Source organism: Nostoc sp. (genome assembly GCF_036918015.1).
Lineage (GTDB): Bacteria > Cyanobacteriota > Cyanobacteriia > Cyanobacteriales > Nostocaceae > Nostoc.
In genome coordinates this window covers 23,264-46,666 of sequence record NZ_JBALEO010000024.1, presented here as the reverse complement: position 1 = coordinate 46,666, position 23,403 = coordinate 23,264, and the positions used below count along the sequence as shown (strand labels likewise).

Below are 23,403 nucleotides of genomic sequence, written 5' to 3'. Positions count from 1 at the left end.
ATTGATCTACAATTGCAAGATAATTTTCCCTCTTTATGATCCAATAGAATAATTTTGTAGATGCGTAGCGATCAAACAATCAGACTGTTCCTAGCTTCGCTTCAGGTTGGATTACTCTACTGACATTCTTCGGTTGATGGCTCTCGTGAGCTTACTTTCACTGAATCTTGTCTCAGTAGCGTCTTGAGGCGTTGATTATCTTCGGCAGCGATCGTTTCACCGTAGTGATGAAGTTGAAAAAGCTGGCAATAACGGTTTTGTTTGCCGCAAATCAAGCAGCCATAGGCATGATTACCGTTACTACCGCATAACCGATGTCCCATCACCGGGCCGAGAGAAATATTTTGCTCGCTAGCAACAGTGCTAAGAATTGAGCGCAGTTTTGACTCGAACTCCAATGACAAGTTTTGCTTACGTCCTGGTTGTGTGCGATCCCATTCTGGAACGATTAATTCTTGTTTTAACAGACTTGCTTCAATCTCTTCAGACATCACAAGCCCGGACAGAATAACATGATGGGAAACATGGGGCAATAGTGTACGTGCTAATTGCCACATTAAGGTTTCATCAAACCACTCTTCAACTAGTGGACGCAGATACCAACAACAGGGAATGCCAAGGTTTACTAAATCTTGTAACAACTGTACCCGACTCTGAATTGAGGCTTGCTCATAGCCTGGTTTCAAGGGTGGTAGACTGACAAAAACAGTGACTCGAAGTGAATGAGGTCGCTCTAGAGTTGTTTTGAGGCGCTCTAGAAAAGATTGACCAGGATGGACTTTGGTAGTTATGTAGACTATATTGGCGGCTTTGCGGTCAATCAGTGCATCCAGAATTGATAGTACACGTTCTCGATGGGCTGGAATAAAGGGGTCAGAGTAATCGCATAGTGAAATTGGAAAGCCCTTTTGTCCCTCCTGGGTAGCAAAAATGTGTTCTAGCAAAAGATCGAGCAAGTTAACCGGATCTGAGACATCCTGAAAGTTTTGTGGATAATGATGCCATTCACGGTCTTGATGACAGACACAATAGGCACATTCAATCGGGCAACGGTTCTGGACATTTGGTAGAAATGGATTGAGGCTGAAGTATTTTACAGCACGCTCCTCATCAGGAACACCAAGTACTGGAAAGCCATGCAGCATATACTGGCTTCCCTGCAACGTAATTTCAGACTCAGCATTTTTATCAGTATTCATATATTTTTTATGAAAAAATAATACACCCGGAAAAATTTGTCTTCTCTAGGGTGGCTGGTGTGAATATAGAGTGGCAAGGTGGGAAATGCTGGAGGATTAGTATTAATTTTGATAAGTAAATATAGTTAAGTAGCGATCGCTTGTTCTAAAGAACTGGTAAATGGGTTCGGGTTAATACGGAGACTCTGTTGCTAGTACGCTTTAAGAGTAGGGGTATACTACGATGCATTGGTGTCAACTTAACGTGAAACCGTTTGTCCGCCGGGAATTGAAATTCCCGTCTCATAGCTAAAGTCATCTGAAGATGACTAAATATAGCCAAAAATCTCCAGTCTACTTCAGTAGACTTAAGCTAAAAGCCAAAGAAATTTATGCCCGGGCGGGCATGGAAGCCAACAAATAAACTATTTCCAGCTTAAGTTGACACCTATGACTACGATGTATATACAAATGCTAAAATCTAACTTGATAAGTATTTTGTTGCTGTTTTCAACCTTTTTTCTACTCTAATACAGTAATTTTGAATAGTAGCTTTATTTTTGCCAGTTTGTACTAGCAATATAATTAATAAAAAAATAGAAATCATTTATCTTCTAGAAAGTTCGAGTTTTGAAATGATTAATAATATCCAAGAATTAAAAGAGCGTTTGTTTACGAGTGGAATAGTAAAAGATGAGCAAGAGCTACAAGGATGTACCCCAGAGGAAATTGCATACATTGAGAGTAAATATGGGGTTTTGCCAAGAACTTACAGGGAAATCTTAGGCTTACTTGGGCATAGGGCTGGAAAGCTTATTAGAGGATCAGAATTTGAGTTTTATTTCGATCAACTTATTAAAATGAATGAGTGGAAGCAAGAGATTATCCTTGAGTCCATTGCTGAGGGGGAAGAATGTACACCTTTACCTAAAAATGCTTTCTGTATCTGTGCTTTACATGGAGATCCGTGGTTTATTATTGCCAATGGACAAGATGACTGTTCTGTTTATTTTCTACATGACGATGGCATCACAATCAAAGAGTCCAGTAAATCTGTGATGGATTGGATAGAGGGATTTGTAGAACAAGTTGAATATTTGATAAGGAGAGAACTAAGATAAAATTTTCAAGTTGTATTTCTGAGAATAAACTTTAACGATAACCCTTATATAAGTCCGCTACATTAATTTTGATAAATTCGTAGTAAGGACTTTAGTCCTTATTTTCTAAGAACTAAAGTGCTGATTACTAACTATCGTAAACTGTCATAATCCCTGTGGAGTACTAGTACAGCACGGCGGAAGTCAACTACCCATCCTAAATCAATAAAACCCTTGCGGTATAGGAATTACGAATTACGAATTACGAATTACGAATTAGTCGCCATTGCCACGCCTGCTAAATACCCGGTTGTCCAAGCACTTTGGAAGTTAAATCCACCGGTAACGCCATCAATATCTAAGATTTCTCCGGCAAAATAAAGACCAGGAACTAACCGACTTTCCATTGTCTTGAAGTTGACTTCTTTGAGCTTGACACCGCCACAGGTAACAAATTCTTCTTTGAAGGCTCCTTTACCGTTGATTAAGTATTGTCCCTGAGTAAGTTCTTGCACCAGTTGATTTAAGGTTTTACTAGATATTTCTGCCCAACGGTCTTCTGTAGTAATTCCTGCACGGGCAATGATATATTGCCAGAGACGATGGGGTAGATCGACTCCGCGATGCAATGCGATCGCTTTCTTTCCCCATTCATCTTTAACTGCTAAAACTTTTTCTCGCACTTCTTCTTGGTGCAAATTAGGCAACCAATTAATCAATAATGTGGCTTGATAGCGGCTTTCGTGCAGAACTCTCGCACCCCAAGCCGAAAGCTTCAAAACAGCGGGGCCACTCAAACCCCAGTGGGTAATTAGCAATGGCCCAGTTTGTTGTAATTGGGATTTTCCGCCCGCAGATAACCGCAATTGAGCAGGGTTAACGCTAACTCCAGCCAATTCCCGCAATTTTGGATCGACAATGTTGAAGGTAAATAACGAGGGTACTGGCGGTTCAATTTGATGACCTAACTCTCGGACAATTTTATAACCCGCAAGGCTGCTACCGGTTGCCAAAAGTAGGCGATCGCATTTAATTGTCTCTCCCGACTTCAGAAGAATATCAAAACCCCCGTCTGCTGCGGTTCTCACCGAAGTTACGTGTGTACCGATACGGAGTTTTACCCCAGATTTCGCCACTGCTTTAATTAGACATTCCACAATGGTTTCTGAAGTATTGGTGACAGGAAACATCCGGCCATCAGCTTCCGTTTTAAGATAGACTCCACCAGCAGCAAACCAAGCTACTGTATCTTGAGGCCCAAACCGAGTCAAAGCACCCCGCAAAGCTTTTGCACCTCTGGGGTAATTTTGCACTAACTCCTCTGGTTCAAAGCAAGCGTGAGTGACGTTGCAGCGTCCGCCACCAGAAATTAGCACTTTCGCTAGGGGTTGGCGACTGGCTTCGAGTAAAGTAACTTGGGCATCAGGATTGGCTTTAGCACAAGCGATCGCGCCAAAAAATCCTGCTGCCCCACCCCCAATAACTACAATTTGTAACGGTAACAATTTCAAAAATGTCTCTTTTACAGCACCTACTTTCTAGGCTAGCTGTTATTTTCACTCTTCATCAGGTTCAAAGTCGTCTTTTGTCGCACCGCAAGTTGGACACGACCAATCTTCTGGTATATCTTCAAAGGCTGTTCCCGGTGCTATGTCGCTATCTGGATCGCCTTCTGCTGGGTCATATATATAGCCACAAACAGTACATTTATACTTTGCCATGTTCCTTTCCTCTCGTAAATTGTTGGCATTGCTTCCCTATTAAATACTTTTGGCAATGAGTCAAAATAGGCAAGCTACAATTCTTAAACGAGACTACGGCATGAAAATCAAACCGCTTCGCAAAGTCATTAGTCAAATGACTAAAAACGCCACCATGTCCTTTGGGCGTAACTGATAATTCCGATCGCGATCGCCCCAAGTAGCAGTAGCCAAATAATTCCACCTGGGATAAAAGTCAGAATACCAATACCTCTCAGTACCCAGACGGCAACGCTAATGCCCAGAAGTGTACCAAAAATCTGGATTAATTTACGATTTAAAGAAGATTGACTCACCTAATTTTCCTCTAAATTCAACAGACATTACACTTGATATTGATAATTAAAATATGAAGTTACGATGAAGTTGCACTTTCATCAGAAATAACACGTAAAACCGAGAGATACTATCCAAACGTTAGGGTAAGGTACTTGATGTTAAATCGTGTTTGTGCCATTCTAGCTGTTAACAACGCAGTTTTTCATCTACAAATATTATTTTGACAAAACTCACTGAAGTATTAATTATGTTAATTGTGATAAGAAACACAGTTTTTACAGTAAAGTAACTGAAATGATGAGCAAAAAATCATCCTTTCCGGAAAAGATAAGTATTAAACTGGAACTAATTTAATAATGGGTTGGATCTAAATCAAGTTTTATGGCTTGTAGTTTCAACTCTATTTAGGTGGATGAGTTGAGGAGTAACTTAATCATTATGTCTGCGTCTTATATATCAGATTCAATTATTGCAGGTTCAGATATGGCTTGGAGTCAAGACAAGCAAAAGTTGCTGGTACAGGGTGAAATTCTGCTAGAAACGCGATCGCACAAGCTATCGGGTGGCGCGGTGACAGCCTGGATGTATTTGCCGATGGTGCGATCGCACGTTTGGCAGCAATTAACTGATTATCCCCGCTGGGTGCAATATTTTCCCGATATCACCAAGAGTGAGGTAATACATAAAGGTGAAGTCAAACGTCTGTATCAAGCAGCACAAAAAGCTTTCTTCTTTTTCACCGCTCAAGTGGAAATTTACCTCAATGTTGTAGAAGTGCTGGGGCAGCAAATCCAATTTCGTATGGTAAATGGGACTTTTGAGGACTTTAACGCCAATTTAGAACTACAAGATTGTGGTAATGGCACAATACTTGCTTATACTGTGCAAGCGACACCTCTAATTCCGATTCCATCTATTTTTATTCAACAAGCGATGAATTTAGAGTTGCCTGCAAATATGCGTAAAATGCGACAAGTTATGTGTAAGACTCAATCAAAAGTTTAGGCATTACTGATTGGATTTTCACTTTACCTATAGATAATTCAAAAACCCGCTCTCTGTCAGAAAACGGGTTTTTGTGTGTGATTTATCAAAACAGAATTCAGGAGTCAGGAGCCAGAATTCAGAATGAATTGTGAAGGAAAGAGCGCATGACTCAAAGGGTTAAATACCCCCACTGATAGCGAATATTTTCGAGTCGCGTCTTGATTCTGACTCCTGAATTCTGACTCCTGAATTCTTCTTCAAGAGGTGTAATTATCCGGTAAAGACTTCAACTGGTAAACGGCTAAACGACAACCTTTCATTTTGTACATCTACAAAGATGGTGTTACCGTCGTTGAATTCGCCGCGCAAGATGGATTTAGCAATTTGAGTTTCTAACTCTCGCTGAATCGCCCGCTTCAGTGGACGCGCCCCATACACTGGGTCGTACCCTACTTCTGCTAAAAAGTCAAGCGCAGAATCCGATAGTTTGAGAGATATTTTGCGATCGCTCAATCTTTGCCGCAATCTTTCCACTTGCAATAGAACGATTTGCCGCAATTCCTTCTTATCCAAACCGTGGAAGATGATGATTTCGTCAATCCGGTTCAGGAACTCTGGACGGAAGCTATTTCGCATTGCTTCCATGACTCGACGCTGCATTTCGTCGTAGTGGGCGTTATCCCCAGCGATATCAAGAATGTACTGCGAACCAATGTTGCTGGTCATGATGATAATAGCGTTCTTAAAGTCCACCTTATGACCTTGGGCATCAGTGACACGACCATCATCGAGAATTTGCAAGAAGATATTGAAGACATCGGGGTGGGCTTTCTCGATTTCGTCGAAGAGAATCACTGAGTAAGGACGGCGACGAATCGCTTCTGTAAGTTGTCCGCCTTCTTCGTAACCCACGTATCCTGGAGGCGCACCGATTAAACGAGAAACGGCGTGTTTCTCCATGTACTCAGACATATCGATTCGCACCAGCGCATCTTCGCTATCGAACATATACGCAGCCAGCGCTTTCGCCAACTCGGTTTTACCCACACCCGTAGGCCCAAGGAAAATAAAGCTAGCGATGGGACGATTCGGATCGGCTAATCCAGCGCGCGATCGCTGAATTGCATCGGCTACGGCTGTGACTGCTTCTTCTTGTCCAACTACGCGGCGGTGCAGTTCATCTTCTAAATGCAGCAGTTTTTCTTTCTCTGATTCCACCAACTTGCTGATGGGAATTCCTGTCCATTTAGAAATAATTTCGGCAATATCAGCTTCTGTGACTTCTTCCCGTAATAGTGATTTCCCACTTCTTTGAGTGCTTGCCAATTCAGCTTCTATTGCTTCCAATTGACGATGCAAACTGGTTAAATTGCCGTATTTCAACTCGGCAGCGCGGTTAAGGTCGTAGTCGCGTTCTGCTTGTTGAATCTCTAAGTTGACCCGTTCAATCTCTTTTTTCACAGACTGAATTTTGTCAATGATATCTTTTTCAGACTGCCATTGAGTATTCAGGGTTTTTTGTTCTTCTTTGAGATCGGCAATTTCTTTTTCCAGTCTTCCTAGACGTTCGCGAGAAGCAGCATCGCTTTCCTTTTGCAGCGAAAGCTTCTCCATTTCCAATTGCAGAATCTTGCGGTCAATTTCGTCGAGTTCTTCTGGTTTGGAGGTAATCTCCATTTTTAATCTTGCGGCGGCTTCATCTACCAAGTCGATGGCTTTATCAGGGAGGAAGCGATCGCTAATATAACGACTCGACAATACGGCAGCGGCAACTAAAGCACTATCAGAAATCTTCACCCCGTGGTGGTTTTCATAACGTTCTCTCAACCCGCGCAAAATCGAAATACTATCTTCTACACTAGGCTGATCGACATAAACCTGCTGAAAACGTCTTTCTAGTGCGGCATCTTTTTCGATATGTTTGCGGTATTCATCTAGAGTTGTCGCCCCAATACAGCGCAATTCGCCCCGCGCCAACATTGGTTTTAATAAGTTACTAGCATCCATTGCGCCTTGGGTTGCACCAGCACCGACAACGGTGTGAATTTCATCAATAAATAAAACAATTTTGCCGGCAGATTCAGTAACTTCTTTTAATACTGCTTTCAGACGTTCTTCAAACTCACCCCGGAATTTTGCCCCTGCAATCAAAGCACCCATATCTAAAGCAATTAGCTTGCAGTCTTTCAGAGATTGAGGTACATCACCAGCGATAATCCGCTGTGCTAATCCTTCAGCGATCGCAGTTTTACCAACACCTGGTTCACCAATTAGCACAGGATTATTCTTGGTGCGGCGAGAGAGAATTTGCACAGTGCGACGAATCTCATCATCTCGCCCAATCACTGGGTCAAGTTGACCTTTACGTGCAGCTTCGGTGAGGTCACGTCCATATTTTTCCAGTGATTGATATTTTTCTTCTGGATTTTGGTCGGTCACTTTGTGGCTCCCACGAACTTGTTTAATAATATTTTTTAGCTTGCTTTCGTCTAAACCGAATTCTTGAAATAAACTTTTGCCAAAGCGGTCATCTTTAGCGTAAGCCAGCAATAAGTGTTCAATGGTAATATATCCGTCTTGAAACTCCTTGCGATACCCATCTGCTCGATCTAGAAGTGTATCTAAGCTGCGTCCTAAGTATACTGAGGTACTATTACCTGATACTTTCGGCTGACGTTGAAAAAATTGTTCAGTGCGATCGCGCAGTTTTTGAAGGTTAACACCCGCTTTAGTAAAGATAACGTTGGCTAGACCATCTTGTTCTAGCAGCGCTTTCATCAGATGTTCGCTTTCAATTTGCTGTTGTTGATATTGTTTAACAATATCCGGGGTATGGGCGATCGCTTCCCAGGCTTTTTGTGTAAATTGGTCAGGATTAGTAGGTTGCATAGGCTTTTTCAGGAACGTAAAGCTGTAGTGGTGAAGCAGCGCGGTCTTGGCGGTTTCCCCCATGAGCGACTGCTGAACCCGGAGGCCTTGTCGCAGGCTACCACCAGAACACCAAGTAAAGAAAATTTCTATTCTTAATAGATATTGTAAGAACAGGATAGCGATCGCCTAGATCGGTGTTCACGTCTTGTAAAAGTGGTATTTTCCCCTAGTTCCGATTTTCCTATGTGCGATTCTTTTTCATTGCACAACAAGCAGAACAACTTATGGAATGAAAATTCGACGTGTCCCTATGTAATTTTCAATGTGTTTTGAACAATTTCAAGTAGGCGGTTAACACAGAGATCCCGGTAATCAGGGTCGTTCAAAACTCGATCGGCATCTCCAATCGTGATAACAGGAAACGAAGTCGGCGTATTTTCTTCCTGCAATACTTGCTCTAGGGAATCCTTTCCTTTCATTCTGCGATTGGCTGTGAGTAGGAGCATCTGATTTGTTTGAGCAAATCTCCACACAACTCTGTCGCTGCTATTAACTGATAGTGACATCTCGTCGAGAAGAACAAAGCGGATTGAAAACAAATCTTGCCAACCTTGATTTGTGATACTGCCTGATAAAAGCAGTGCGTGTCCCTCAAGATTATGCTCGACGAGAAAAATCATGTCTGGGTTCAAGTTTGGCTCTGAGTCTAGCTTTCTGCGACTGAAGTTTTTCCCAAGCCGCTTCCCGTCCGGGTGGTGGCGGCATCTTGGCAATTTTCTCAACCAATTCACGATTCTGTTCTTCGTAGTACTGCCGCAGTTCTTCAGCTTCCTTGAGAACAAGTTGATACTCAGCTTCAACCTCTTGACGATGCGTTTCAATGTAAGACAGAGCACCATTGACTTGCTCATCTGTCAAGTTGAGCATGGCACGAATGAACTTTGGCGGATACTGCTCTGTCACATAGTCCATCACATCGTATATGGTAATGCGCGTACCTGCGATCGTTAGTCCTCGTTCTGTGCGCGCGATCGTTGCTTTTTTATTAGATGATGAAGTCATACCGCTTACTTCTCAAAAGCTTCTCCCATCTTACCTTAGTCATTTATCGAATTGATGACGATGCCATTTTGATTGTCGAGGTGTTCAATAAAACTACGCGAACAACACCTGAGCAAGTGATTGAAAATGAGTAAATACTATAATGATTGACCCCTACGACTTTGAAAATGATGACTTTGACCTTGAAGATGAAGAGTTATTTAAAATAAAACCCACCAGCCAAATGACTGAAGGGGAAAAGCTACAGAGGTTTAAGCGGTTCTTCGACAGCAGCAGCCGTGCGATGTTGCAAGACTGTCTATTTCGCATTGTCAATTACGAAGATGGTACAGGCACGTTAGAAATTCTTTGCCCTAATGAAGTCGTAAGGCAACGCCTTTCCAAGAAAAAGCGCAAAATTACCAACAACATCAACACCTGCTGGAGTCATATCAGATGGTTTTCGCTATGTGTCCAGCAAGATAGTGAGTTGCACTGCCAGAAGTTTACCCGTAATGGCGATTTGGTGACATCTTAATTGGGTATTGGGGATAAAGAAAGTGTTCCCAATACCTAATGACAAATGACAAATGACTAATAACAAATGACTAAAAAACAAAAATTTCCTTACCTAGTTGGTTCTAAGTGGACAGCACAGCAAAAAGTTGATGGCTGGCGGCACTTCCAAGTTGTCAATCGGAAAAATCAGGCTAAGTGGGTTTATGCCGAAATGGTTGCTGCTTGCGATCCGAAAGTCCGTTTTTGGATAAATGCCAAATTATTGCAAGATAACTCCCAGTGGCAAGCTGGCTGGCAAACATTACAGGAAATCCACGGACTTGAAACTGAGGTGTCCTGATTTGCCACCTTCCCAGTATCTGGCTGAAAATGCCCATTAATAGGCTGCCGCCTGTGAACAAGGCGGCAGCCGAAAGATTTTAATAATCTTAGACAATATCTGGTAATTTAATAAATTTTTACAAAATCACACTAACTTACTCTCAAGCAGCAATTAAATGGTTGTGACGAGCGACTGAAAACTGGCAATTTATCTGCGATACCTTCTCTACGAGACGCTACGCTAACGGTGAGCTACGCTAACGCAAATTCCAGTAGTATTTCCAGCATCAGGCTGCATATACCTCTCTTTCCCCTTGACCCTGCGCCCCAATGCCTTGAAAACACGTTGTCAAAACATTAGCTAATTCGATAAAAAGCATTTAAAAAAGACTATTACAGCTTTTTGTTTTTTGTAACTATTTTTATAAAAATAATTAATAAAAACTTTTTATTGTCTATTTTTAGAGCTTTGAAGGTCTTTATAGTTCATAAAAACCTAATTAAATCTAATTAAGCTTTAATTCATCGGATAAGACCGTTTTACAGATTAGGAGCCACTTTCTTTTCTAGGTAATTTGCCCAATAATGACATCAACAGACCTCACGCATCGCCATCTCAGGAAAGGTGAAGGCAAATGTTTGAGCCACAAATTTGACAAGAAGCTATAAGAGGGAAACAACAGTGAAACTAGCAGTCTACGGAAAAGGTGGTATCGGTAAATCCACAACTAGCTGTAATATATCCGTCGCCCTAGCTAAACGTGGCAAGAAAGTGCTGCAAATTGGTTGCGACCCCAAACATGACAGCACCTTCACCCTGACTGGGTTTTTGATTCCGACAATTATCGACACCCTCCAAGAAAAGGACTATCACTACGAAGATGTCTGGCCGGAAGATGTGATTTATAAAGGCTACGGCGGTGTGGATTGCGTAGAAGCTGGTGGACCACCTGCGGGTGCTGGATGCGGTGGATACGTAGTCGGTGAAACCGTAAAATTACTTAAAGAACTCAACGCCTTTGATGAGTACGATGTAATTCTTTTTGACGTTCTAGGTGACGTAGTTTGCGGTGGTTTTGCAGCACCACTCAACTATGCAGATTACTGCCTGATCGTTACAGACAACGGCTTTGATGCTTTATTTGCTGCCAATCGGATCGCTGCTTCAGTCCGCGAAAAAGCAAGAACTCACCCACTGCGTTTAGCCGGATTAATTGGCAATCGCACCTCCAAGCGCGACTTGATTGAAAAATATATAGAAGCAGTGCCCATGCCAGTTCTAGAGGTTTTACCTTTAATTGAAGATATCCGTGTTTCCCGTGTGAAAGGCAAAACTTTGTTCGAGATGGCAGAGCAAGATCCTTCCCTAGACTACGTTTGCGACTACTATCTCAACATCGCCGACCAAATTCTAGCGCGTCCCGAAGGTGTTGTACCTAATGACACACCAGATCGGGAGTTGTTCTCTTTGTTGTCCGATTTTTATCTAAATCCGGGTAAACCCCAGGTTCCTAATTCAGAAGAGGAACTAGACTTGATGATTGTATAAATCACCAAGTTCTCAGGATGGGGGACAATAACATGGCATTCTTTAACAGCTTTACGGATTCAATAAAGCAAAAGTGGTTGCAATTTTTCCAGAATAATCGAGACTGGATTACCCTACACATGGAAGTGGAATCGGTGTACACCCCTGATGGCGGGAAGCGACCACCTTCCTACCTCATCCTGGGAGTTCTTAACGCCCTAGAGCCAAAACTAGCGCAGTTAATGCTGCCCTTTGCCAAACTCAATCCTGACGCCGATACCCTAATTGAGGTGCTGGATTTGCATTTTGACCCAGATTTAGCTCTCGGTAATCGCTTCGTCATCAACCCAGATGTAGAGAAATACGTAGAAGCAGCAGCAGATGTCATTGATGAAAAGCCTGAAGATGAAACATTGACACACGCTCATACAAATGGTTTTGCAGCAGTGGCGGTAGTTCAAGAATTCACAATGGTGGATTCTGAGGATGAAAGCCTGGGGATTAGCGAGTTGGAGGAAATCGAAGATGGCTTTGGCGATATTTCCTTAACCAACGGACACAACTCAAAAGATGAGTCTCTCCAAAGCCCTAGCTTAGAAGCAGATGAGTTTGGGGAAATTGCCTTCGATTCAACAGCTGCAACGGAAGTAAAGCTGGATGAAGACGAAGACGAGGGGCTTGGAGATATTCCGCTAGATGAGAATGCGTTTAAAGACGTTTTATCAGATGTCTGGGGTGATGAAACAGCTTTACAAAAGGCTGAAGAAAATAATGACTTTTTGGGGGAAGAACTGCCAGCAGGCGTTTTTGATGAATCAGAAATTGCCCGCCTCTTCCCCAACGCTTAATTATTGCCGTTCTTCGCAATTTTAAGGTTTAGATTTGGGGTTTTGGATGAGGAATTAGGGAAATTGTCGTTAGACAGAGGATACTTTTGTTGTCTCAGCCTTCAATCCAAAATTATCAATCTAAAATCTGAAATTGGTTGAACTGCCATTAAATATCAAGGGGAGAAAAAACCAAAATGACTGTCGCTCAACAACCAGAAGCTTTAAGCTTTGAATGTGAAACTGGAAATTACCATACCTTTTGCCCAATTAGCTGCGTGGCGTGGTTATACCAAAAAATTGAAGATAGCTTCTTTTTGGTGATTGGGACAAAAACTTGTGGCTACTTCCTGCAAAACGCGATGGGGGTGATGATTTTTGCTGAACCCCGCTATGCAATGGCAGAGTTGGAAGAGGGCGATATTTCCGCACAACTGAGTGATTATGAAGAGTTAAAGCGGTTGTGCTTACAAATTAAACGCGATCGCAATCCCAGTGTAATTGTCTGGATTGGCACTTGCACTACCGAAATTATCAAAACAGATTTAGAAGGTTTAGCACCAAAACTAGAATCCGAAATTGGGATTCCCATCGTTGTAGCGCGGGCAAATGGTCTAGATTACGCCTTCACCCAAGGGGAAGACACCGTATTAGCAGCAATGGCTAACCGTTGTCCTGATAAGTCTCCTGTGGCGGAAACAGAGAAAAGTGAACGTAATGCGATCGCTAAATTGCTAAACTTCGGTAAAAAGAAAGAAGATGTCGCCCAAGATGAATCTGAGTACGTAGATCATCCACCACTGGTTCTCTTTGGCTCCCTTCCCGACCCCGTAGTTACTCAGTTAACCTTGGAACTGAAGAAACAAGGTATCAAAGTTTCCGGCTGGCTACCCGCGAAGCGCTTCACAGAACTGCCAGTACTGGAAGAAGGGTATTATGTCGCTGGTGTCAACCCCTTCCTCAGCCGCACAGCTACCACCTTAATGCGCCGCCGCAAGTGTAAACTCATTGGCGCACCCTTCCCCATTGGCCCCGATGGTACTCGCGCTTGGATTGAGAAAATCTGCTCGGTGTTCGGTATTACTCCCAAGGGTTTGGATGAACGGGAAGCACAAATTTGGGCAGGTTTGGAAGATTACGTCAAACTGATTCGCGGTAAATCTGTATTCTTCATGGGTGATAACTTGCTGGAAGTTTCCCAAGCAAGATTCTTAATCCGTTGTGGGATGACTGTTCACGAAATCGGCATTCCTTACATGGATAAGCGTTATCAAGCTGCTGAGTTGGCATTGTTAGAGAAAACTTGCCAGGAAATGAATTCACCCCTGCCAAGGATTGTAGAGAAGCCGGATAATTACAATCAACTTCAACGAATTTATGAGTTGAAACCAGACTTGGTAATTACTGGTATGGCTCACGCTAACCCATTGGAAGCACGCGGTATTAATACTAAGTGGTCTGTGGAGTTCACTTTTGCTCAAATTCACGGCTTTACGAATGCGCGTGACATGTTAGAGTTGGTGACTCGTCCGTTGCGTCGGAATAATAATTTGAAAGATTTGGGTTGGGATAAGTTGGTGAGAGAAGAAGCGAAGATTTAGATTTGGGTTTGGATTGAGCAACAGCATATAATTAAGGCGAACCCAAAAAGTTCGCCTTTTTTGTCTCACAAAGGCGCAAAGTAAGAGCGCCTAAAAATAGTTATAATCAGGTGGATATCGCTAAATCATAACTTAGAGAAAATTTAACCATTAGAGTTAATTATGCTTAAGCTCAATCCACAAAAGCTACCATTTCTAGAGTCTATTGGTTGGCAGCTAAAAAATGTATATCAAATGAGTGAGAAAGAAATTGTTCAATTGTATCAACGCAATTGGCATCATCAAACTACCTTCAGAAATTTAAAACAAGAAGAAAAGGATTTTGTTCATTATTTAGCAAAAAAATATAACTCCTGGATATTACCGGATTTTGAAATGTTTCATCTTGATCATCATAATAATATACTTAAAATTCTTAATGCTTTCAATCCAGAAGTTTTCAAAAAAGCTTCTGCATACTTTGGCGGTGGTACACTCTTAGCATTAGAATATGATGAATACAGGCTTAGTAAAGATATTGATTTCCTCTTCCCTTATGGAACTGAAAATTACAGATATTTAAGAAATTTGATTTGCGATGAAGGAATTGTAGCATTATTTCAAAGTACAACAGATATCGAATTAGGTGACAGTACAATAAATCAATATGGTATTCGTTTTCCTATTGTAGTCAATGAAACAACTATTAAAGTAGAAATTGTAGCCAATGGGATTTTTACTTTAGACTCTCCTGTTTATCCGAAATGGACAAAAATACCTTGTCTGAGTATAAGCGATAGATTTACATCAAAACTAATGGCTAATGCTGACCGATGGAACGATTCAAGTACACAATCTAGAGATTTGATTGACTTAGCAATATTGCGTGTAAATCACGAAATTCCCGCACGTGCGATCGCTAAAGCTGAAGAAAGCTACGAAGTAAAAAAGCCATTAGTTAAAGCCATCACAAATTTTACTGAAAAAGAAAAATATAGAGATAAATGTTTTCAGGAATTAAACATACCCGAAGAAAAATTTCCCATAATAATGGATGGAATAAATTTGCTTCTGGTTGACTTTGAGAATCTAGGAATTAAAGGAATTTAAAATCCAATCATCAGCAAACGAGCGAGAATTTATTATTATTGATATTGGTGATGGAATTCTTTTAAAGCCTAAGAAACTTTTTCCAGAAACTAAATTAGATGATGTAGCAGGTTGTTTAAAATATCAGGGAAAACCTAAAGCTCTTGAGGATATGGACAATGCAATTCGCCAAAGTGTAGAAAAATCGTGGCATGATTGTAGTTGATACAAATATAATTGTTAGATTTTTAACTACATAAGTTAAGAATAATAATGAGAGATATTCATCAGCAGCTTGAATATCTTCTTCTAATGCTATTTCAAAATAACCAGTATAAGTATATTGAACTTCTAAAAATCGGTTAATGGCTGATGTTGCCATATTGATACGATTTTCCCTTTTGGTCATTGTAAAGGCATTATCTGCTAAATCAAGAGATGCACGAAAATTTGTATAGACAGAAAGATCAAATTTACGGTTCAGTTGATTGACATCTTTCTCTAAAATTTTGAGGCGCTGTTCAATCTCTTCTAGGCGTTGAATTACGATAGCAAATCCTATTACTGAAACGCCAAGATTAAGAATGCTGGCGGCTGAACCAAATTGAAGAAGTATTGTTGAGCTTTGTATCAAACTCGGTGATACTTCACGTAACCAACTAACGACTTTCTTGCTCCCTACTTCTCGAATTACACCACCAACACGTTCGTAAGCTTGATTTTTCAACCCCTCAATAATCCAGTTTGGAATTACAAATGTTGCTGTAACATTTTCCATAATTTACTCCTAGCTGCTAAATACTCAGTAGCACAGCATCCGGCGATAAACTTATTTACCTCTATGCAGCCAATATCAATGCTTTACTCAGTATTCCCAATTTGAGTTCTATTCTGCCTAATAGCGATCGCTATTTTTTTAACCATGAAGATGCAGAGCGATCGCAGATACAATCATAAGTAAAAGGCAAGCAGGTAGAAAATGGCTGAAATTGTCACCCTTCAACTCCCTGAAACACTGGCACAAAAAGCAAAGGAAATCGCTGCTTTCACACATCGGCGACTTGAAGATGTATTACTAGAATGGATTGACCGCGCCATTACCGAACTACCTATGGAATCATTACCGGATGATCAGGTTTTGGCTATGTGCGATATGCAGATGGAAACTCAGCAGCAAGAGGTTTTCAGTGACTTGCAAGCGCGTCACCGAGAGGGACAGCTTAATGATGCAGAAGTTCGTCAACTAGATGAACTCATGCAGGTCTATCGACGTGGCTTAGTAAGTAAAGCAAGAGCCTTAAAAGTTGCTGTTGAACGCGGCTTGAAACCAGCCCTCAATTAACAGCAATGGCACGCTTTTACATTTCTGTAGAAATAGAACGTCGTGTCCGCACCGATGCTCGAAATCGCTGTGGCTATTGTTTAAGTCCTCAGCGTTTAGTAATGGCACGTTTGGAAATCGAACATATTATTCCCATATCTAAAAATGGTAGCAATGATGAATCAAACTTGTGGCTAGCTTGTCCCCTGTGTAATCGCTATAAAAGTGATAAAACTACAGGAGTTGATCCAGAGACGAGCGAAACGGTAAGGCTATTTAACCCTCGTACTCAAGTCTGGTTTGAGCATTTTAGCTGGAGTGAAGATGGTCTACGTATTGTTGGCAAAACGCCGACTGGGAGAGCAACTGTTGCAGTTCTACATTTAAGTGATGATGCAGATGCACTGGAAGTTCGCAGTTATTGGGTACTTGCGGGTTGGCATCCTCCAGAGGATTGAATGAACCGCAGATGAAAGAGCGATCGCACCATCCCCCACCAACTTAGATAAAATCACTATGGTGCTAGTTAACCCTCCCTAAATCCAATGAAAAGCGATATCTCCCCTTCCCAACCTTCCCTTCAACGTCCTGAACTACTCGCGCCAGCAGGTAATTGGGAATGTGCTAAAGCTGCTGTGGAAAATGGGGCAGATGCGATTTACTTCGGTTTGGATCGGTTTAACGCCAGAATGCGGGCACAAAATTTTACTGAGGCGGACTTACCCCAATTAATGGCATTCCTACACCGTCGGGGTGTAAAGGGTTATGTCACAGTCAACACACTAATATTTCCCAAAGAACTAGCAGAAGCACAGCAATATCTCCGCACAATTATTGCAGCTGGTGTGGATGCAGCGATCGTTCAAGATATTGGTATATGCCGTCTCATCCGTCAACTTTCAACCGATTTTCCCATCCATGCTTCCACGCAAATGACCATCACCAGTGCGGCTGGAGTGGAATTTGCCAAATCTCTTGGCTGTCAATTGGTGGTGCTGGCGCGTGAATGTTCTCTCAAAGAAATCAATAAAATACAGCAGCAGATTGCCCTACAAGAAACGTCGCTGCCCTTGGAAGTTTTTGTTCACGGTGCTTTGTGCGTAGCGTATTCCGGTCAGTGTTTGACTAGTGAGGCTTTAGGTGGACGTTCTGCTAACCGAGGTGAATGTGCCCAAGCTTGCCGGATGCCCTACGATTTAATCGCTGATGGGGAAGTTATAAATTTAAAAGAGCGCAAATATTTACTCAGTCCTCAAGACTTAGCAGGGTTAGATGTTCTGCCTGATTTGGTGAAATCAGGAGTAACTTGTCTCAAGATTGAAGGTCGCCTGAAAGCTCCAGAGTATGTTGCTAATGTCACCCGTGTTTATCGGCAAGCTTTGGATGGGGTGATGACGGAATTGGAAAGACCTAACCCCCTAACCCCCTTCCCTACGAGGGAAGGGGGAATAAAAGCTCCCCTTTCCGTTTCGGAGAGGGGTTGGGGGAGAGGTCAAGCAGACCAAGAACACTACAACCTAGAAATGGCATTTTCTCGCGGACTTTACACAGGCTGGTTTGGCGGGATTAATAATCAGGAATTAGTTCACGCCCGCTTTGGTAAAAAACGTGGGGTTTATTTAGGTGAAGTCAGCCGCATTCACAACGAAGAGGTAACAGTCAAATTGGAAGCGCCTGTCAAGCCAGGGGATGGAATTGTATTTGACTGCGGTCATCCAGAGGCGAAGGAAGAAGGCGGCCGAGTTTATGGGGTGGTTTCCAAAGGAAAGGAAAGTGTGCTGACCTTTGGTAGAAATGACTTGAACCTGCGCCGAGTGCATATAGGCGATCGCATTTGGAAAACCAGCGATCCAGAACTCGATAAGCAAGTGCGTCAGAGTTTTGCTGGCGAGAATCCCCAATTTCAGCGTCCGATTGACTTGGAGATTTATGGAGAAGTTGGTCAGGCGTTGATTGCGATCGCCCGCGATAAACTCGGTAATATTATCCAAGTAGAGTCTGCAATTTCCCTGGTGGAGGCGCACACCAAACCCTTAGATACAGAACGTTTACAAGAACAATTCGGTCGTCTCGGTAACACCCCTTTCTGTTTGGGAACACTAACCAACCACCTCAGCGGTGCTATTATGCTACCCGTCAGTGAGTTAAACCGGATGCGGCGGGAAATCGTAGCACAGTTGGAAGAATTGCGAAGTCAACCCAAACGCTGGCAATTACATTCTGATGTCTCTTTCCAAAACTTACTCCCTTCATCTCCCACCCTGCGGGAAGCTAAAGCTACATCTCCTTCACTCATCGTCCTAGTACGAAATCTCAAGCAACTGCAAGCCGCCCTCAAAGCTGGTATTGAAACACTGTATTGTGAATTTGAAGACCCCCGCGCCTATCGAGAAGCCGTACAACTGGTGCGCCAACAACAGCAAAGAAACAAAGCAGAGAATTCTTCACTTTTAACTCCTAACTCCCAACTTCCCACAATTTGGGTTGCACCACCCCGAATTACTAAACCGGGAGAAAATTGGATTTTGCAGCAAGTCTGTGCCTCAGAAGCAGATGGCTATCTGATACGGAACTATGACCAATTGCAATTTTTTGCAGCAGATCGTTGTATCGGAGATTTTTCGCTCAACGTTGCTAATCCCTTAACAGCAGACTACTTTCAGCAAAACTTTGGTTTAGAAAGGCTGACGGCATCCTATGACCTGAATATTACCCAACTACAAGACCTGCTCACCAGTTGTCCACCCCAGTGGTTTGAGGTGACAATCCATCAGCATATACCGATGTTTCACATGGAGCATTGTGTTTTTTGTGCCTTTCTCTCGACGGGTACAGATTACACCAACTGTGGACGACCTTGTGATAAGCATGAAGTTAAATTAAAAGACCGTGTAGGCAGCGAACACGTTATTAAAGCAGATATAGGTTGCCGCAATACTGTATTTAACGGCACTGCTCAAACGGGAGCCGAGTACGTACAGCGTCTTATAGAACTGGGATTACGTCACTTTCGCATCGAGTTTGTGAATGAAACACCAGAGCAAGTGAGTAAAACAATACATTGTTATAGTCAATTATTGCAAGGTGAGATTACAGGTTCCCAACTCTGGCGTGAGTTGAAGTTGCAAAATCAGCTGGGTGTGACTCGTGGGCCTATGGGAGTGTCAGCACTGCGTTCATAATTGATTTTCTGAACGCCCAGCTTGAAAAATCTGTTCGGCGGTCAAGTTTAATTCTGGGAATGTAGGGGATATGATGCGATCGCTACCCCGAAACAGGTTAACTTGATACTCACCATCCACCAAATAGTAAACGGAAATAGTCGGTTGTTTGGGATTACCTATATACCTTCTGCCGCCCAAAGCTAAATAGTCAACAATCCAGTATTCAGGAACGCCAAAAGTTTCGTAGTCAACCAGCTTATGTGCATAATCATCTTTCCAATTAGTGCTGACGACTTCAATAACTAAGGGAACCGACGCAGCTTGAGTAACCGTTGAAGACTTTTTCCACATCGGTTCTGCTGAAAGATTCTTTTGATTTATCACAATTACATCAGGTGAATAACCTGATTCTTTGTCAGGAACCTTGACTAATGCTTGCTTGGGTATGAGGTATGGGAGTTTTAATCGTTTGAACTCTAAAGTTACCTCACCCGCTAAAAAACCATTAATCTCTTCATGATCTCCTACTGGCTGCATTTCAACAATTACCCCGTCGTGTAGTTCATAACATCCGCCATCTGGCTTCCAATTGAGGAATTCTTCAAAAGCGATCGTTTTTGGTAAGGCTTGAAACATTACACTTACTCCTGATGATGATTCAGAGTTTAGCAAATTACTTGGTATTACTCATTCGTCCCTCAGATTCCCGACTTATTTAATAAGTTAGGAAGCTAAGTTGATAGAAAACCTCGCCAGATAATCCCAAAAGGATGAACTTGGAGGATTTTACAAAATTTTGTATCTATTCAAAGAAGTCGGGGTTCTTCTCATTCACGAATGATTTAAGATTGCTATATATCAATTTTCAACTTATTAAAAATTTGAGAATCTAACCACTACAATAAAAAGGTTTTATTAGAGAAAGTAAAAAACGACCATACTTATTTATGAATAATATTTCAACAAGCAATAATTGGGATACTTCCCTTTACGAAGATAAACACGCCTTTGTCTGGCAATATGGCGAAGACTTACTGAAATTACTCAACCCTCAGCCAGGAGAATCCATTTTGGATCTTGGCTGTGGTACTGGACAACTCACAGAAAAAATTGCCCAAGCTGGGGCTGAAGTAATGGGAGTTGATTATGCATCTGAGATGATTGAGAAGGCAAGACAAAACTATCCCAATATCCGCTTTGATGTTGCTGATGCTAGGAACTTTCAAGTAGATAAGCCATTGGATGCTGTATTTTCCAACGCAGTATTGCATTGGGTGAAAGAAGCAGATAGCGCGATCGCATCCATCCATCAATCCCTAAAACCTGGAGGGCGTTTTGTTACAGAATTTGGAGGTAAAGGGAATGTAAAGGCGATCGCCACAGCTTTATACAGCGCTTTAGAGTCCATTGGTATCCCCCAAACACAAGTAGAGAATCCTTGGTATTACCCTAGCATTGGTGAGTACACCAGTCTACTAGAACAACAAGGCTTTGATGCCATTTATGCTATCCTCTTTCCTCGTCCCACTCCCTTAGCAGAGGGAGAAGCTGGCATCGCAAACTGGATTAAAATGTTCGCCGGCTCTTTCTTCGCCGGACTTTCACCTGAGCAACAAATAGAAATAATTCCCGTCATTGAGGAATATCTGAAGCCAACACTATATCAACAAGGAACTTGGACAGCAGATTATCGAAGAATTCGCATCGTTGCCGTTAAACTTTAATTTGTGCGAATTTTAACTTATACCTTCATCACAAATTATGAATTAGTATCAGTTATGTATATACCCAAATTGTGCGATCGCCTTTGGCTTTGGCGCAGCGATCGCCAGACATCATTTTTATTACTACTAACCATTAGCCTTACCACTTTACTAGTTCCACCCTCACTAGCACAAACACCCCTAATACCGTCACCTTCTAGTGCGCCTTTAGAACTAGACTTATTAACCAAGCCAAAAGACTATGTAATCACAGCTAACACCATTCATCCAGAACGATTAACCGTTCCTAGTTTATGGTGGGCACAACAAAACTCTGAGAAAAAGCTATTGGATAATTGGATAGCATATCCAACTTCTGGCAAAGAACCTGCACGAGTAGACTTGATCGTAAATCAGCAAATTTGGAGCTTACTAGAGTATGTAGAGCGCTACGACTTTGTAAATCGCTTGGGTAGCGCTGCACGGAACTTTGGTTACAACGTCCGGGTATTTAATTATCAAAAAGAACCCTTGGCAACCTATACTTGCAACTTTAATACAAGTCCAGCTTTATGCAGTATCCAAACCACTATTAAAAACAAGATAGGGTTACAGCGTTCTTTATAGTCACTGGGGATACAGGGGAGCAGAGGAGAAGAAGTTGCATTTTTCCCCTCTGCTCCTCTGCCCCTCCGCACCTCTGCCTCTTCTGCCCAATTCCCAATTAAACCTTAATTTTGGCGAATAAAGACTCGTATTGTTTTATTGCTGATGGGGGTAAGGGAAGTAAAAATTCGCTTTTATCGAAAACATTGCGTAGGCGTAGCCCGTCGTAGACATCGCTCTCTAACAAACTCCATAATGGTTCTTGGATATCGGAAGCGGCAATATTTGTAGAAATTGGCGAATTAGTTTTAGTCAGCACCGAAATTTGTTTAGCTGTGCTTGGTTGCCAACAAAAATCAATCCATTGATCTGATAAATTATTCTTAGTAATCCCTGCGGGACGTACCCATAAGTCCGCCCAGATTGCTGTTCCTGACTGGGGGATAACTGCGGCAAGTTGCGGGTAACGTCCCAGAACAGGCAATACATCGCTTGACCAACCAACCGCTAGCCAAGTGTCTTCCATAATTAGAGGTTCCAAATAGTTATTGGAACTGTAGAATTTCACCTGTTGGTTTAAAATCTGTAATTCCTTTTCCAAGTCTGGTACTTGGTCAAGATTGTCTGTATTATAAGATTTTCCTAGCTTTTTTAAGACCAAACCAATAACTTCTCGTGGTTGATTGAGTAGGGAAATACGCTGCTGCATTCCATCTCGCCACAAATCACTCCAATCTTTGGGTGTCCATCCCAATTTTTGGAACTTGTCACGGTTATAAACAATTACCGTACTACCCCACCTGTAAGGCGCACCCCACACCTTCCCTTGAGTATCCAAAATACCCTGGTCGTTGCGCGTTACCAGTTGTTTCCACCTTTCATCTAAAGTAGACCACTGCTTTAATTGGTTTCCCTGCACTTCTTGGAGTGGTTGAATCAATTTCTGCTCAATAGCTGCTTGTAGCCAGTAATCTCCCAATGTCACTAGGTCTATGTCAGCGGCTTTTTGACCTTGCCTAAACGGTATAAAACGTCGCCATCCCTGCTCATCAGTGGTCTTTGGCTTCTGCTGCCAACTTTGTAATTGCTGAAATAAATCCTGTATACGCTCAACTGGAGCAAACTTTAACTGCGCCGGTTGCTGCAAACTTTTGTGAAACTGATTCACCACCTGACCAGGTATAGAACCTTTTAATAACTGTACTTTTAGTTGTGTCTGCTTGTTTCCACCACAGCCAAAAAGCAGTTGTGAAAGTGCCAGTGTGCTTGTACCTAGTAAAAAAGACCGTCGATCCATTGATTTTGGATTTGAGATTTTTGATTATACCTAATATTAAGCAGAGATTCATCAGTGGCTGACTAGCTGAAAAAGTGGAGTTGGAGATTTATCAGTATTTTTTCTTGATAATACGGATAATTTTGAATATTTAGCTCAAATTAGCGAGATTTTTGTCAAATTAGTACCTAAAGATTAATTTTTATCCATAAATTTACTTGGTGGTACTTATAGTGAAACCTTACTTGTATTT

22 protein-coding genes and 2 pseudogenes are annotated in these 23,403 nt (G+C 42.0%); 14 read left to right on the top strand and 10 right to left on the bottom strand.

Annotation, left to right across the window (positions count from 1 at the left end):
• Positions 1-116 precede the first annotated feature (116 nt).
• Positions 117-1,199 (bottom strand): hypothetical protein, encoded by a 1,083-nt coding sequence (locus tag V7K61_RS06180; protein WP_335051885.1) that lies wholly within the window; start codon positions 1,197-1,199, stop codon positions 117-119.
• Between the two features lie 614 nt (positions 1,200-1,813).
• On the opposite strand from V7K61_RS06180, the gene V7K61_RS06175 reads away from it, so the two are divergent.
• A complete protein-coding gene (locus V7K61_RS06175) occupies positions 1,814-2,299 on the top strand; it encodes an SMI1/KNR4 family protein (protein WP_335051883.1) in 486 nt (161 codons plus the stop codon).
• Between the two features lie 248 nt (positions 2,300-2,547).
• On the opposite strand, the gene V7K61_RS06170 is transcribed toward V7K61_RS06175, so the two are convergent.
• The 3 genes from V7K61_RS06170 to V7K61_RS06160 form a co-directional block, all read right to left on the bottom strand.
• Positions 2,548-3,783: an NAD(P)/FAD-dependent oxidoreductase gene (locus V7K61_RS06170; RefSeq protein WP_335051941.1), complete on the bottom strand. Its 1,236-nt coding sequence runs from the start codon at positions 3,781-3,783 to the stop codon at positions 2,548-2,550.
• A gap of 51 nt (positions 3,784-3,834) precedes the next feature.
• Positions 3,835-3,999, bottom strand: a complete 165-nt coding sequence (gene rd / locus V7K61_RS06165; protein WP_292774831.1) for a rubredoxin — start codon at positions 3,997-3,999, stop codon at positions 3,835-3,837.
• 140 nt (positions 4,000-4,139) lie between these two features.
• Positions 4,140-4,334 carry a hypothetical protein gene (locus V7K61_RS06160; protein ID WP_094349179.1) on the bottom strand — a complete coding sequence of 65 codons (195 nt, stop codon included), beginning with the start codon at positions 4,332-4,334 and terminating at the stop codon, positions 4,140-4,142.
• A 421-nt stretch (positions 4,335-4,755) separates the two neighbouring features.
• Between V7K61_RS06160 and V7K61_RS06155 the strand changes: the two genes are divergently transcribed.
• On the top strand, positions 4,756-5,322 hold the full coding sequence (locus V7K61_RS06155; RefSeq protein WP_334879475.1) for an SRPBCC family protein: 567 nt from the start codon (positions 4,756-4,758) through the stop codon (positions 5,320-5,322).
• 252 nt (positions 5,323-5,574) lie between these two features.
• Here the strand turns inward: V7K61_RS06155 and clpB are convergent, their stop codons facing one another.
• The 3 genes and pseudogenes from clpB to V7K61_RS06140 form a co-directional block, all read right to left on the bottom strand.
• Entirely contained in the window at positions 5,575-8,193 is a 2,619-nt protein-coding gene (gene clpB, locus V7K61_RS06150) for an ATP-dependent chaperone ClpB (RefSeq protein WP_335051879.1), read from the bottom strand.
• Between the two features lie 264 nt (positions 8,194-8,457).
• Positions 8,458-8,855: pseudogene (locus tag V7K61_RS06145) on the bottom strand (ACP S-malonyltransferase).
• Positions 8,833-9,237 (bottom strand): DUF433 domain-containing protein, encoded by a 405-nt coding sequence (locus V7K61_RS06140; protein WP_335051877.1) that lies wholly within the window; start codon positions 9,235-9,237, stop codon positions 8,833-8,835. Before V7K61_RS06140 ends, V7K61_RS06145 begins: the two are co-directional and overlap by 23 nt.
• 142 nt (positions 9,238-9,379) lie before the next feature.
• On the opposite strand from V7K61_RS06140, the gene V7K61_RS06135 reads away from it, so the two are divergent.
• From V7K61_RS06135 to V7K61_RS06105, 7 genes and pseudogenes are all read left to right on the top strand, one after another.
• A complete protein-coding gene (locus tag V7K61_RS06135; RefSeq protein WP_335051875.1) occupies positions 9,380-9,754 on the top strand; it encodes a hypothetical protein in 375 nt (124 codons plus the stop codon).
• A 66-nt stretch (positions 9,755-9,820) separates the two neighbouring features.
• Complete coding sequence (locus V7K61_RS06130; RefSeq protein ID WP_099103731.1) at positions 9,821-10,075, top strand: TIGR02450 family Trp-rich protein; 255 nt, start codon at positions 9,821-9,823, stop codon at positions 10,073-10,075.
• A 663-nt stretch (positions 10,076-10,738) separates the two neighbouring features.
• Complete coding sequence (gene bchL, locus V7K61_RS06125; protein ID WP_012410753.1) at positions 10,739-11,605, top strand: ferredoxin:protochlorophyllide reductase (ATP-dependent) iron-sulfur ATP-binding protein; 867 nt, start codon at positions 10,739-10,741, stop codon at positions 11,603-11,605.
• Between the two features lie 32 nt (positions 11,606-11,637).
• Positions 11,638-12,432: a DUF5331 domain-containing protein gene (locus V7K61_RS06120; protein ID WP_335051873.1), complete on the top strand. Its 795-nt coding sequence runs from the start codon at positions 11,638-11,640 to the stop codon at positions 12,430-12,432.
• 176 nt (positions 12,433-12,608) lie between these two features.
• Positions 12,609-14,012 (top strand): ferredoxin:protochlorophyllide reductase (ATP-dependent) subunit N, encoded by a 1,404-nt coding sequence (locus V7K61_RS06115; protein ID WP_069070721.1) that lies wholly within the window; start codon positions 12,609-12,611, stop codon positions 14,010-14,012.
• Positions 14,013-14,174: 162 nt separating this feature from the next.
• On the top strand, positions 14,175-15,101 hold the full coding sequence (locus tag V7K61_RS06110) for a nucleotidyl transferase AbiEii/AbiGii toxin family protein (RefSeq protein ID WP_335051871.1): 927 nt from the start codon (positions 14,175-14,177) through the stop codon (positions 15,099-15,101).
• 22 nt (positions 15,102-15,123) lie between these two features.
• A pseudogene (locus V7K61_RS06105) lies at positions 15,124-15,306 on the top strand (AbrB/MazE/SpoVT family DNA-binding domain-containing protein); the annotation flags it as partial.
• Here V7K61_RS06105 and V7K61_RS06100 read toward each other — a convergent pair.
• The gene (locus V7K61_RS06100) at positions 15,217-15,858 is read right to left on the bottom strand and encodes a hypothetical protein (RefSeq protein WP_335051869.1); all 642 of its coding nucleotides are present in this window, start codon (positions 15,856-15,858) and stop codon (positions 15,217-15,219) included. The pseudogene V7K61_RS06105 and the gene V7K61_RS06100 overlap by 90 nt on opposite strands.
• Before the next feature lie 201 nt (positions 15,859-16,059).
• Here V7K61_RS06100 and V7K61_RS06095 point away from each other — a divergent pair, with 201 nt between their 5' ends.
• The 3 genes from V7K61_RS06095 to V7K61_RS06085 all read left to right on the top strand — a co-directional run bounded on the left by V7K61_RS06095 (position 16,060) and on the right by V7K61_RS06085 (position 19,583).
• Positions 16,060-16,422 carry a hypothetical protein gene (locus tag V7K61_RS06095; RefSeq protein ID WP_334778521.1) on the top strand — a complete coding sequence of 121 codons (363 nt, stop codon included), beginning with the start codon at positions 16,060-16,062 and terminating at the stop codon, positions 16,420-16,422.
• Positions 16,423-16,427: 5 nt separating this feature from the next.
• Positions 16,428-16,859 (top strand): HNH endonuclease, encoded by a 432-nt coding sequence (locus tag V7K61_RS06090; RefSeq protein ID WP_335051867.1) that lies wholly within the window; start codon positions 16,428-16,430, stop codon positions 16,857-16,859.
• 87 nt (positions 16,860-16,946) lie between these two features.
• On the top strand, positions 16,947-19,583 hold the full coding sequence (locus V7K61_RS06085) for a U32 family peptidase (protein WP_335051865.1): 2,637 nt from the start codon (positions 16,947-16,949) through the stop codon (positions 19,581-19,583).
• Here the strand turns inward: V7K61_RS06085 and V7K61_RS06080 are convergent.
• Positions 19,578-20,201 (bottom strand): Uma2 family endonuclease, encoded by a 624-nt coding sequence (locus tag V7K61_RS06080; RefSeq protein WP_335051862.1) that lies wholly within the window; start codon positions 20,199-20,201, stop codon positions 19,578-19,580. The genes V7K61_RS06085 and V7K61_RS06080 overlap by 6 nt on opposite strands.
• A 311-nt stretch (positions 20,202-20,512) precedes the next feature.
• Here V7K61_RS06080 and V7K61_RS06075 point away from each other — a divergent pair, with 311 nt between their 5' ends.
• Positions 20,513-21,289, top strand: coding sequence for a class I SAM-dependent methyltransferase (locus V7K61_RS06075; RefSeq protein ID WP_335051860.1), 777 nt, complete (start codon positions 20,513-20,515; stop codon positions 21,287-21,289).
• A 54-nt stretch (positions 21,290-21,343) separates the two neighbouring features.
• The gene (locus V7K61_RS06070; RefSeq protein ID WP_335051858.1) at positions 21,344-21,895 is read left to right on the top strand and encodes a hypothetical protein; all 552 of its coding nucleotides are present in this window, start codon (positions 21,344-21,346) and stop codon (positions 21,893-21,895) included.
• Positions 21,896-21,992: 97 nt separating this feature from the next.
• On the opposite strand, the gene V7K61_RS06065 is transcribed toward V7K61_RS06070, so the two are convergent.
• Positions 21,993-23,171, bottom strand: coding sequence for an extracellular solute-binding protein (locus V7K61_RS06065; RefSeq protein WP_335051856.1), 1,179 nt, complete (start codon positions 23,169-23,171; stop codon positions 21,993-21,995).
• Positions 23,172-23,403 lie beyond the last annotated feature (232 nt).

Excerpts from the sequence above, each read along its gene's own strand:
- V7K61_RS06135 (WP_335051875.1), top strand. The coding sequence starts at position 9,380 with ATGATTGACCCCTACGACTTTGAAAATGATGACTTTGACCTTGAAGAT.
- V7K61_RS06120 (WP_335051873.1), top strand. The coding sequence starts at position 11,638 with ATGGCATTCTTTAACAGCTTTACGGATTCAATAAAGCAAAAGTGGTTG.
- V7K61_RS06140 (WP_335051877.1), bottom strand. The coding sequence starts at position 9,237 with ATGACTTCATCATCTAATAAAAAAGCAACGATCGCGCGCACAGAACGA.
- V7K61_RS06090 (WP_335051867.1), top strand. The coding sequence starts at position 16,428 with ATGGCACGCTTTTACATTTCTGTAGAAATAGAACGTCGTGTCCGCACC.
- clpB (WP_335051879.1), bottom strand. The coding sequence starts at position 8,193 with ATGCAACCTACTAATCCTGACCAATTTACACAAAAAGCCTGGGAAGCG.
- V7K61_RS06175 (WP_335051883.1), top strand. The coding sequence starts at position 1,814 with ATGATTAATAATATCCAAGAATTAAAAGAGCGTTTGTTTACGAGTGGA.
- V7K61_RS06075 (WP_335051860.1), top strand. The coding sequence starts at position 20,513 with ATGAATAATATTTCAACAAGCAATAATTGGGATACTTCCCTTTACGAA.
- V7K61_RS06115 (WP_069070721.1), top strand. The coding sequence starts at position 12,609 with ATGACTGTCGCTCAACAACCAGAAGCTTTAAGCTTTGAATGTGAAACT.
- V7K61_RS06130 (WP_099103731.1), top strand. The coding sequence starts at position 9,821 with ATGACTAAAAAACAAAAATTTCCTTACCTAGTTGGTTCTAAGTGGACA.
- V7K61_RS06155 (WP_334879475.1), top strand. The coding sequence starts at position 4,756 with ATGTCTGCGTCTTATATATCAGATTCAATTATTGCAGGTTCAGATATG.
- V7K61_RS06085 (WP_335051865.1), top strand. The coding sequence starts at position 16,947 with ATGAAAAGCGATATCTCCCCTTCCCAACCTTCCCTTCAACGTCCTGAA.
- V7K61_RS06110 (WP_335051871.1), top strand. The coding sequence starts at position 14,175 with ATGCTTAAGCTCAATCCACAAAAGCTACCATTTCTAGAGTCTATTGGT.
- V7K61_RS06095 (WP_334778521.1), top strand. The coding sequence starts at position 16,060 with ATGGCTGAAATTGTCACCCTTCAACTCCCTGAAACACTGGCACAAAAA.
- V7K61_RS06070 (WP_335051858.1), top strand. The coding sequence starts at position 21,344 with ATGTATATACCCAAATTGTGCGATCGCCTTTGGCTTTGGCGCAGCGAT.
- rd (WP_292774831.1), bottom strand. The coding sequence starts at position 3,999 with ATGGCAAAGTATAAATGTACTGTTTGTGGCTATATATATGACCCAGCA.
- V7K61_RS06100 (WP_335051869.1), bottom strand. The coding sequence starts at position 15,858 with ATGGAAAATGTTACAGCAACATTTGTAATTCCAAACTGGATTATTGAG.
- V7K61_RS06180 (WP_335051885.1), bottom strand. The coding sequence starts at position 1,199 with ATGAATACTGATAAAAATGCTGAGTCTGAAATTACGTTGCAGGGAAGC.
- V7K61_RS06080 (WP_335051862.1), bottom strand. The coding sequence starts at position 20,201 with ATGTTTCAAGCCTTACCAAAAACGATCGCTTTTGAAGAATTCCTCAAT.
- V7K61_RS06065 (WP_335051856.1), bottom strand. The coding sequence starts at position 23,171 with ATGGATCGACGGTCTTTTTTACTAGGTACAAGCACACTGGCACTTTCA.